The following is a 10,792-nucleotide window of genomic DNA, read 5'->3' on the forward strand; positions in this document are numbered from 1 at the left end:
TTTTTATAACTCATAAAATTTAGTAAAAAGTTTATAACAATCATAAGTGTCTTTTACAGATGCTAATTCCCTTATAGAGTGCATACCAAGTATACAAACACCAAAGTCTATTACTGTTATATTAAACTGGCTAGCTAACATAGCACCTATCGTACTACCTCCCACAACATCTGAATGGTTAACAAATTTTTGATAAGATATGTTAGCCTCTTTGCAAAGCCCATCAAATATTCCAGCACAAACACCAGTAGTGCTATATTTTTGATTTGCCGAATATTTAAGACAAACTCCATCATTTAAAATAGGTTTATTTGTTAAATCGTGTTTGTCTATATAATTAGGGTGTAAGCCGTGTGCTAAATCTGCCGATATAAAAACAGACTTTTCTGCCATACTATAAAAAGCTTCTTCATCATCAAATAAGCTTAAACATAATCTTTTTAATGTATCTCTAAGAAGAGCACCATCTGCTCCTTGTCCAGTGTGGCTCCCCACTTCTTCGTTATCTGCAAGATATAATACTTTTATACCATTATAGTTCTTACTTTCTTCATATTTTAAAAATGCTTCCAAAGAATTATATACCATCATCAAATCATCTAATCGAGAACAAGAAATAAATTCATCCTTTATGCCTATTATACTACCTTTTTCTGCTTCATATAAAAATAACTCATAATCTAAAATATCTTCTTCTTTCACATTTATCTCATTAGCTATAAGTTTATAAATATATCCTTTTTCGTTAAAGTCTTCACCAGTTAAAGATACTATAGGCAACATTTCTCTTTGTTTAGAATACTTATGCCCTTCATTTATATCTCTGTTTAAATGTATAGCTAAATTAGGAATAATAGCAATAGGCTTTTTAAAATCTATCATTTTAGTTGTAGGTTTAAAAATATTTTCACCTTTTAATATTACACGTCCCGCCATAGATAAAGGTCTATCAAGCCATGTGCTTAAAATCATACCTCCATATCCTTCAGTATTAAATTTTAAATATCTATCATTTACTTTTATTTCACAGTTTGGTTTTATAACAAAGCTAGGTGAATCTGTGTGTGAGCCTATCATTCTAAATCCTGTTTTGTTAGCCTCTTTACCTACTATAAATGATATTAAGGTAGAATCATTTCTTGTTATATAATATTTGCCACCTTCTTCAACTTCCCATTTTTCCTTGTTATTTAAACATACAAACCCTTTTTCTTTTAATTTATTTTCACAATTTTTCACTGCTAAAAATGAGCAAGGGCTATTTTGTAAAAAGTCAATCATATTTTTTGCATATTGCTTTTTCATTAAAAATCACCTCTATAAACTATATTTTTTATTTTTATATATTTAATATATATTTTTAGAGATAAATACTAGATACCTATCTCTAAAAATATACAAATTTATTCAAATAATGCTCTTGAAAATTCTTTTGCATCAAAAGGTCTTAAATCGTCTATACCTTCACCTACACCGATAAAACGTACTGGTATTTTTAACTCATTTTTTATAGCTATAACAACGCCACCTTTAGCCGTTCCGTCTAATTTTGTAAGTACAATTCCAGTAATATTAGCGACTTTTCTAAATAATTTTGCCTGTTGTAAAGCATTTTGACCTGTTGTTGCATCTAAAACAAGTAAGGTTTCTATTTGAGCCTCTGGATTTTCTCTGTTTACAACTTTAGCTATTTTTTTAAGCTCTTCCATAAGGTTCTTTTTGTTATGTAACCTACCTGCTGTATCACATATTAAAATATCTGCTTTTCTGGCTTTTCCTGCTTGTATAGCATCAAAAACTACTGCCGCTGGATCTGAGCCTTCTTGATGTTTTATTACGTCTATACCACTTCTTTCTCCCCATACTTGTAACTGGTCTATAGCCGCTGCTCTAAATGTATCACCTGCTGCTAATATTAATTTTTTTCCCTGTTTTTTATAATTACTTGCAAGTTTACCTATTGTTGTAGTTTTGCCTACACCATTTACACCAATAACAAGAATTACACTAGGAGATTTTAATTCAAACTCATCTGTTTCTTCTTCTAAAATATCAGATATAACACGAATTATTACATTTTTTACCTCTGCAACCTCTTTAATCCTTTCAGATTTTACTATTTCTTTAACTTTGCCTATTATATAAATAGAAGTTTCTACTCCAATATCCGACATAATTAAGGATTCTTCTAACTCTTCAAAAAGTTCTTCATCTATCTTAGTAAAGCTACTTAAAACTTGCTCCACACCATTTAATATACTATCTCTTGTTTTGGATAGACCCATTTTTATTTTAGTAAAAAATACTTTTTTCTTAGGCTCTTCCTCTGCCTCTTCTTCTTTTGTTTCTTCTAAAGTGTCTAATGTATCGTCTTTTTTTTTTATTTCTTCTGTTATTTCTTCTACCTTTTCTGCAACTTCCTCTTTTATTTCTTTTGACTCTTCTTTTATGTCCTCTATTTTATCTTTTGCTTTTTCTTTTATCTCTGTTGCTTTTTCTCTTATTTCTTCTGTTATATTATCTATTTTTTCTGTAACTTCTTCTTTTATTTCTTTTGACTCTTCTTTTATGTTCTCTATTTTATCTTTTGTTTTATCTTTTATCTCTGTTGCTTTTTCTCTTATTTCTTCTGTTATATTATATATTTTTTCTGTAACTTCCTCTTTTATTTCTCTTGAATCTTCTTTTATGTCCTCTATTTTATCTTTTGTTTTATCTTTTATCTCTGTTGCTTTTTCTCTTATTTCTTCTGTTATATTATATATTTTTTCTGTAACTTCCTCTTTTATTTCTCTTGCATCTTCTTTTATATCTTCTATTTTATCTTTTATAGTTTCTTCTGTTAAATTATCTCCTTGCTCACCTGTTGTTTCATCTTGTATTGTTTCTTGTATGTCTTCTTGTTGAACACTTTCTTCTTTTTTATTTTTTTTAAACCATTTAAAAAATGCCATATTTTTTTACTCCTTTATACTTTTTCATATTCTTTAGCATCTCTTAACTCTACAGATATAACTTTAGATACTCCTTGTTCTTCCATAGTTACTCCATATAGTGTATCCGCTATTTCCATTGTTCCCGTTTTGTGGGTTATTATTATAAATTGATTATCTTTTGAGAATTTTTTTAAAAATTTTGCATATCTTAAAACATTTGCATCATCTAAAGCTGCCTCTGTTTCGTCTAAAACACAAAAAGGTGATGGTTTCATTATAAGTATAGCAAATAGTAAAGATACTGCGGTAAGAGTTCTTTCTCCACCAGATAAAAGTGTTAAACTTTGTAAATTTTTTCCTGATGGTTGTGCAACAATATCTATGCCAGAGGTTAATATATTATTCTCATCTATAAGTATAAGCTCTGCCATACCTCCACCAAATATATCTGAAAAAACTTTTCTAAAATTTTTATTTATTAAAGAAAACTGTCTTTTAAATTGTTCTTCCATTTCTTTAACTAATGTTGCTATTATATCTTTTAAATCATCGTCAGCCTTTAATATGTCTTCTCTTTGTTTAATGTTAAGGTCATATCTTTCTTTTGCTATTTTATATTCTTCTATTGCCCCAACATTTACATTTCCTAAGCTAGATATTTTATTTTTATAAATATTTTCTTCTTTTTTTAGCTCTTCAAAACTTAAAGATATTTTATCATAATCGTTACAAGCACTAGCATAAGTTATTTCATAATCTTTCCACATATTATCCGACAAAATTTCAATTTTATCTTCTATATTTTCTATTTTAACCTCCAATTTTGTCTTTTTATTTTCTGTGTCTGATATATTATTTGCTATTTTTAAAATATCATTAGAAATGTTATTTATATTATAATTTATTATTGCTTTTTCTTGTTGCAAAATATTTATTTTATTTTTTATATTATTATATTGTTGCTCCAAATCATAAATATTTTTTTGGATATAGCTAATATCTTTTTCAACATTTTTTTGTTTTTCAATTTTAGCTTTTATATCTACTTCTAATAAATCGTTTAATTTTTTTAATTCTTCTATTTCTTGTTGCAATCTTTCTATATTTTTATTTTCATTTTCTATTTGATATTCTATTTCTTTTATATCTATTTTTAACTTATTTATATAACTAAAATTTGTTTCTTTTATTAATTTTTCTTCTTCTAATTTAGTTGAAAAGTTAGACATATATTTTTTTAATTCTTCTATTTCTTTATTTATGTTTAAAAGTTTTTCCTCTAAAATATCATTATCAAAATGTCCTTCTTTTAATTCAGTATTTATTTCGTCTTTTTCTTTAAAATTATTTTTTATGCTATTTTCTAGCTCTTCTAAATATTCTATAGTTTGATTTATAGCTCCTTCTATCTTTATTTTTTCTAAGCTAATGTTGTTTAATTTTTCTCTATCTTTTTCAATATTTTTTTCTATGTTAAGTTGTTCTTCTTCTTTTTGTTGTATTATATATTTATTTTGGTTTATTTTTTGCTCTAATATACAAATATTTTCAAATATATTTTTTATTTCTCTTCCTCTAGAAAATATTCCACCTGTTTTTTTAGATATACTACCACCTGTTAATGCCCCTCCAGCATTTATAAGTTCACCATCTAAAGTAACAATTTTATATGCATATTTATATTTTTTAGCCAAGTTTATACCATTATCTATATTGTCTACAATAATCGTTTTACCTAATATATTAGACATAATATTTTTATACTGGTTATCAAATTTTATTAAATCATCAGCAATACCTATTACACCTTTTTGTTTTAATAAAGTATCTTTTTCTTCGCCTATTTGCTTACTTTTTATAGATGATATAGGTAAAAAGGTAGCTCTTCCTTTTTTAGATTGCTTCAAATACTCTATAGCTATTTTAGCGTCTTCTTCTGTTTTTGTAACAATATTTTGGATATTTGCTCCAAGAGCTATTTCTATTGCTATTTCATATTGTTTTGGAACAGATATAAGTTCACCTATGGCACTGAATATACCTTTTAGCTTAATATTTTTTTCTTTTTCTTTTAATATAAATTTTACAGATTGAAAATATCCTTCATAGTCTTTTTCTAATTCTTGTAATATTTTATGTTTATTTTTTAATTCTATATATGTTTTGTTATCTTCATTATTTTCTTGTTTTATGTTATAAAGCTCTGCTTTATTTTTTTCAAAATCTAAATTGTATAAATTTATATTTTGGCTTATAATATTTTCTTCTTCTCTTATGTCTTTAAAATCTTTTTCTAATACAGTTTTTCTAATTGTTTTTTCTCTAATTTTACTACTGCATATACCTATTTCTTTTTCTATTTGATTAAGTTTTTCTTGTAGATTTTCTCTTGAGCTTTTATAAATAGTTAGTTTATTTGATATTTCAGAAGATAGATGTATTTTTTCTAATATTTCATTATTTATTTTTTTAAATTCTTCTTCATTTTTATCCATTTTTTCAGAAATATCTTCAAACTGTATATATAATTTTTCAATTTCTTCTTTTTTTATGCTATATTGTAGTTTTTTAGCACCTAAGCTAGCTTTTATAAGGTTAATTTCTTCATCTTTTTTAATTATAAAATCTTTATTTTTATATTGTTCATTTTTTATACGTTGTATATCTTCTTCTATAAATTTTATACTTTGATTATTAAGGTTAATGCTATTTTGGTTTTGCTTTATACTAATATTAACCTCTAATATTTTATCATTTATTTTTTCTATTTCTTGCTCTTTAGATAAAATATTTTGTTTTAAATCTTCTTGATTTTTTACGTATTGTTCTTTTTGTTGTTGTAAAGATAATATTGTACTATCTAAAATATTTATATTTTCTACCATACTTTTTATGTATGCTTCAGATTTTTCATATTCTTCAACAAAGATATTTACTCTTATAAGCTTTAGTTTTTCAGAAAATTGTAAAAATTGTTGTGCTTTTTGCTTTTGTTCTAAAAGAGGTGTTATCTGTCTTTCTAATTCGGCTATTATATCATTAGTTCTTATTAAATTTTTTCTAACTTCTTCTAGCTTATTTTCTGCTTGTATTCTCTTATTTTTAAATTTTATAATACCAACAGCCTCTTCAAATAACGCTCTTCTATCTTCAGATTTGTTGCTTAATATTGCATCTATTTTACCTTGTCCTATTATAGAATAGCCCTCTTTACCTATTCCTGTATCCATAAAAAGCTCGTGTATATCTTTAAGCCTACAGCTTGTCCCATTTATATAGTATCCACTTTCTCCTGAACGATAAACTTTTCTAGTTATAGCAACTTCGCTATATTCTAATGGTAACTTTTTATCTTTATTGTCTAAATACATAGTAACCTCTGCAAAGCCTAAAGGTTTTCTGTTTTTCGTACCAGCAAAAATAATATCTTCCATTTTGTCTCCACGCAAAGTTCTTGCTTTTTGTTCTCCCAAAACCCATCTTATAGCATCTGATATATTGCTTTTACCACTACCATTTGGGCCTACAACTCCTGTTATACCTTGCTTAAAATCTAGTCGTATTTTTTCTGGAAAAGATTTAAACCCTTGTATCTCTAGTCTTTTTAAAAACATAATATGCCTCTTTCATCTTAAGATTTCATGCCTTATCTTCTTTTTTTAATATTTCTGCAAAATCTTCGGCTTTTTCTTTTAATGTAACAGATAAATCTTTTTTTACTATTACCTTACTAAGTGTTTTTTTAGCTTCATCTATGTTTCCTATTTTATATGCTAAATAAGCTAAATTATATAAAAACTGGCCTTCTTCCATATCCATTATAGGAAATCTTTCTTCTAAATAAGCTTCGCTATACCAATTATAAGCGTGTATGTTATATTCTTTTGCTTGATTTTCATCATTTATATCTTCACATATAAATGCTATTTTTTGTGCTATATAAGCCCTTTCAGATATATCTCCTCCTTTAATATGAGAAAAATATAAAGCCTTTTTATATCTATCTATTGCTATCTCTGCATCATATACTAAAGGATATTTTTTAGGGACATAATTTTTATTTATATTTTCTTTTATGTTTTTTATATGTTTACCATTAGTTTTATTAAAAGTTTTAGATACACTAGCATATCCACAATTATCACATATAATAACATAATAATAATCTGGCATAATTGGTTTAAATTTACCTCTAAGCCCCAAATCTAACTCTACAAAAATAGTTTTTCCTTTTTTTATTTCTCTAGCCTTAAAATCTTTATTACATACAGGACAAGTATAACTTTTGTCATATAATCTTTCTTCTATACTATAATTTTTTGACTCCATATTCTGCCTCACTATTTTATTCTTTTTGTAAAAATATATAATTTTTCATATTTTTTTAGTTTTGTGTTATTCTAATATTATAGCATTAGATATTAAAAAAAATCAATATTTTAAAAATAAATTTAAATCAATTAATTTTTTTATATATAAACATTGTATTTATTTAAAAATTGTTGTACTATTATTATAAAATATTTTTAATTTAGGAGGTTTTTATGTCTTATATAGTTTTAGACTTAGAGTTTAACCAAGCATATGATTTTGAAACAAATAAAACTATACTGCTTATACCTTCTTGCAGGTTTGAAATAATACAAATAGGCGCAGTAAAATTAGATAATAATTTTAATATATTAGATAAAATAAATCTTTATATAAGACCAAACCTTTATAAAAAAATGCACCCTTATGTAGAAAAAATAACTGGACTTTCTTTAGATTTTTTACAAGACAAGCCATTATTTAAAGATGCCTATATAGATTTTGAAAAATTTTTAGGTAAAGAAGAACATATTTTTTGCGTATGGGGAACTGGTGACTTAAAAGCATTATATAGAAATTTATCTTACTACAATATTTTAAAATCCGATTTAATTTTAAAATATATAGATATTCAAAATTTAGCAACAAAACATTTAAAATATAAAAAAGGTGGTTGTATAGGTTTACAAAATGCAATAGAGCTTTTAAATTTACCTATAAAAGAAGACTTTCACGATGCCTTAAATGATGCTATATACACTGCAGAAATTTTTAAAAAAATTAAACCACAAGATTTATCAATTAAAGTATTTAATTCTAAAAATGTAAGGAAAAAATAAATTTTAAGGAGGGTAAAATGGATAAAATAGATAAGCCTTTTAAAGTTGTATCAAAATTTAAACCAACTGGAGACCAACCAAATGCAATAAAAAATTTATCTACTGGATTTATAAATGGTAAAAAATTTCAAACTCTTCTTGGTGTTACTGGCTCTGGAAAAACTTTTACAATGGCAAATATTATAGAAAAACTAAACCGTCCTACTCTTATTTTAGCCCATAATAAAACATTAGCTGCTCAGTTATATAACGAATTTAAAGAGTTTTTTCCTGAAAATGCCGTAGAATATTTTGTAAGCTACTATGACTATTATCAACCAGAAGCATATGTTCCATCATCAGACACATTTATAGAAAAAGATTCATCTGTTAATGATGAAATTGACAAGCTTAGACACTCAGCAACGGCTGCCCTTTTTGAAAGACGAGATGTTATAATAGTAGCTAGTGTTTCTTGTATATATGGCTTAGGAGACCCGATAGATTATAACGAAATGGTTGTATCTCTTAGGACTGGTATGGGAAAAGATAGAGATAGTGTGTTAAAAAAGCTTATAGAAATTCAATATAACAGAAATGATATGAATTTTATACGTGGTACTTTTCGTGTACGAGGAGATGTTTTAGAAATATTTCCTGCGGGTGCCTCTAATGTGGCATATAGGGTTGAATTTTTTGGTGATGAGATAGATAGAATATCTGAAATAGATACTCTTACTGGTGAGGTTTTAGGTTTTAGAAACCATATTACAGTTTTTCCTGCTTCTCATTATGTAACAAGTAGAGAAAAGCTTATGGAGGCCGTTAAACGTATACAAAATGAACTTGAAACTCAATTAAAAAAATTTAGAGAAGAAGAAAAACTTTTAGAGGCTCAAAGACTAGAACAACGCACAAATTATGATATAGAAATGATGCTAGAAATGGGCTTTTGCTCTGGTATAGAAAATTATTCAAGGCACTTATCTGGTAGAGAAGCAGGCTCTACCCCACATACTCTTATAGACTATTTTCCTAATGATTTTCTTATGATTGTAGATGAGTCCCACGTTACTATACCACAAGTACGAGGTATGTATGAAGGAGATAAATCTAGAAAAACAACTCTTGTAGATTATGGTTTTAGATTACCGTCTGCATTAGATAATAGACCTCTTAAATTTGAAGAGTTTGAACAAAAAATTAATCAAATGTTATTTGTATCGGCAACACCTAATAAATATGAAAAAGAACATACACAAAACACTGTTGAACAAATAATTAGACCAACAGGGCTTTTAGACCCTGAAATTTCTGTAAGACCTGTAAAAAGTCAAATAGATAATCTAATAGGCGAAATAAACAACGTAGTGGCAAAAAATGAAAAAGTTTTAGTTACTACTCTAACTAAAAAAATGGCCGAAGATTTAACAATATATCTTAAAGAAGTAGGAATAAAGGCTAAATATTTACACTCAGATATAGATACATTAGAACGTTTAGAAATAATTAGAGATTTAAGGCTTAATGTATTTGATGTATTAATAGGTATAAATCTTTTAAGAGAAGGTTTGGACATACCTGAAGTATCTTTGGTAGCTATTATAGATGCCGACAAAGAAGGGTTTTTACGCTCCGAGACTTCTCTTATACAAACAATAGGACGAGCTGCAAGAAATGCTAATGGTAGAGTTATTATGTATGCCGATAAAATGACAGACTCTATGAAAAACGCTATATCGGAGACCAATAGAAGAAGAAATATACAAGAAGATTATAACAATTCACACGGTATAACACCTAAAACTATTACAAAAAAAGTTCACGAAATAATAAAAGCAACTGAAAGTATTGCTCCTAGCAAAAATTCTAAAAAATTAGATAAAGACCCAGAATCTATGAGCCAAAAAGAACTTTTAGAGCTTATAGCAAAAAAAGAAAAAGAAATGAGAAAATATGCAACAGATTTAATGTTTGAAGAAGCTTCTATTTTAAGGGATGAAATTATAGAGTTAAAAAAATTAAGTTTAAGATAAAGTTTAATATTATAAATATTAAACTTTATCTTAAATAAGAGTTAATTTATGAAATTTTTTAAAATTATGTATAAAAACTCATTATTTTAGTATTATCTTACTTTTAGTTAATATAACTTTAACTTTTTTATCATTAATCCTAATGTACCAAGAAACTTATGGTGGCAGACTTGGACTTATGACATTTTATCTTATTTTCTATGATTATTTTTAGTTCTTATACCGTATATATAAATAAATATTTATTACCTAAAAAATTTTATATAGCTAGAAAAATTTAACAATTATTAATACCTATACCTTTTTCTTAACCTTAATATTTTTTAAATTTGTTTCTATTTTTATATAGATATTTACATAAATATATTTTTAATTTTTCATATTTTAGTTTTTGTTATTTAATATATTTTGTATTTTAAAAATTATAATTTCTTTAACCACTAAAAGTAAAATATTGAAAAAAACTATTAATATTTTACTTTTAGTGGTTACTGTATTATTTTCTTCTATTATTAGTTAATATTATTCTTATGCTAATTAATGTTATTTTTAATCTTTGACATAAATTTTATATTATAGTAAAATTTAGATATAATCTAGTTTAATTATTTTAATAGAAAATTAATTAAATGTAATAATAAAAATAAAACTTAAATATTTTCATATTTATTATTCTATATAAAAACTATAC

Annotated in this window: 6 protein-coding genes; 2 read left to right on the top strand and 4 right to left on the bottom strand. The window is 25.6% G+C overall.

Annotated elements, in window-relative coordinates; genetic code table 11:
• Positions 1 to 3: 3 nt before the first annotated feature.
• The 4 genes from NBW53_RS08860 to NBW53_RS08875 form a co-directional block, all read right to left on the bottom strand.
• Positions 4 to 1,305, bottom strand: a complete 1,302-nt coding sequence (locus NBW53_RS08860; protein WP_250277905.1) for a M18 family aminopeptidase — start codon at positions 1,303 to 1,305, stop codon at positions 4 to 6.
• Positions 1,306 to 1,403: 98 nt separating this feature from the next.
• Positions 1,404 to 2,954, bottom strand: a complete 1,551-nt coding sequence (gene ftsY / locus NBW53_RS08865) for a signal recognition particle-docking protein FtsY (RefSeq protein ID WP_250277906.1) — start codon at positions 2,952 to 2,954, stop codon at positions 1,404 to 1,406.
• Between the two features lie 14 nt (positions 2,955 to 2,968).
• Positions 2,969 to 6,550 carry a chromosome segregation protein SMC gene (gene smc, locus NBW53_RS08870; RefSeq protein ID WP_250277907.1) on the bottom strand — a complete coding sequence of 1,194 codons (3,582 nt, stop codon included), beginning with the start codon at positions 6,548 to 6,550 and terminating at the stop codon, positions 2,969 to 2,971.
• A gap of 25 nt (positions 6,551 to 6,575) precedes the next feature.
• The gene (locus tag NBW53_RS08875) at positions 6,576 to 7,265 is read right to left on the bottom strand and encodes a DUF2225 domain-containing protein (RefSeq protein ID WP_250277908.1); all 690 of its coding nucleotides are present in this window, start codon (positions 7,263 to 7,265) and stop codon (positions 6,576 to 6,578) included.
• Between the two features lie 215 nt (positions 7,266 to 7,480).
• On the opposite strand from NBW53_RS08875, the gene NBW53_RS08880 reads away from it, so the two are divergent.
• Both NBW53_RS08880 and uvrB read left to right on the top strand, forming a co-directional pair.
• Positions 7,481 to 8,086 (top strand): 3'-5' exonuclease, encoded by a 606-nt coding sequence (locus tag NBW53_RS08880; protein ID WP_250277909.1) that lies wholly within the window; start codon positions 7,481 to 7,483, stop codon positions 8,084 to 8,086.
• Between the two features lie 17 nt (positions 8,087 to 8,103).
• Positions 8,104 to 10,101 (top strand): excinuclease ABC subunit UvrB, encoded by a 1,998-nt coding sequence (gene uvrB, locus NBW53_RS08885; RefSeq protein ID WP_284345815.1) that lies wholly within the window; start codon positions 8,104 to 8,106, stop codon positions 10,099 to 10,101.
• The last annotated feature ends 691 nt before the right edge of the window (positions 10,102 to 10,792 follow it).

The organism is [Clostridium] colinum (genome assembly GCF_940677205.1).
GTDB classification, from domain to species: Bacteria; Bacillota; Clostridia; order Lachnospirales; family CAG-274; genus Tyzzerella; species Tyzzerella colina.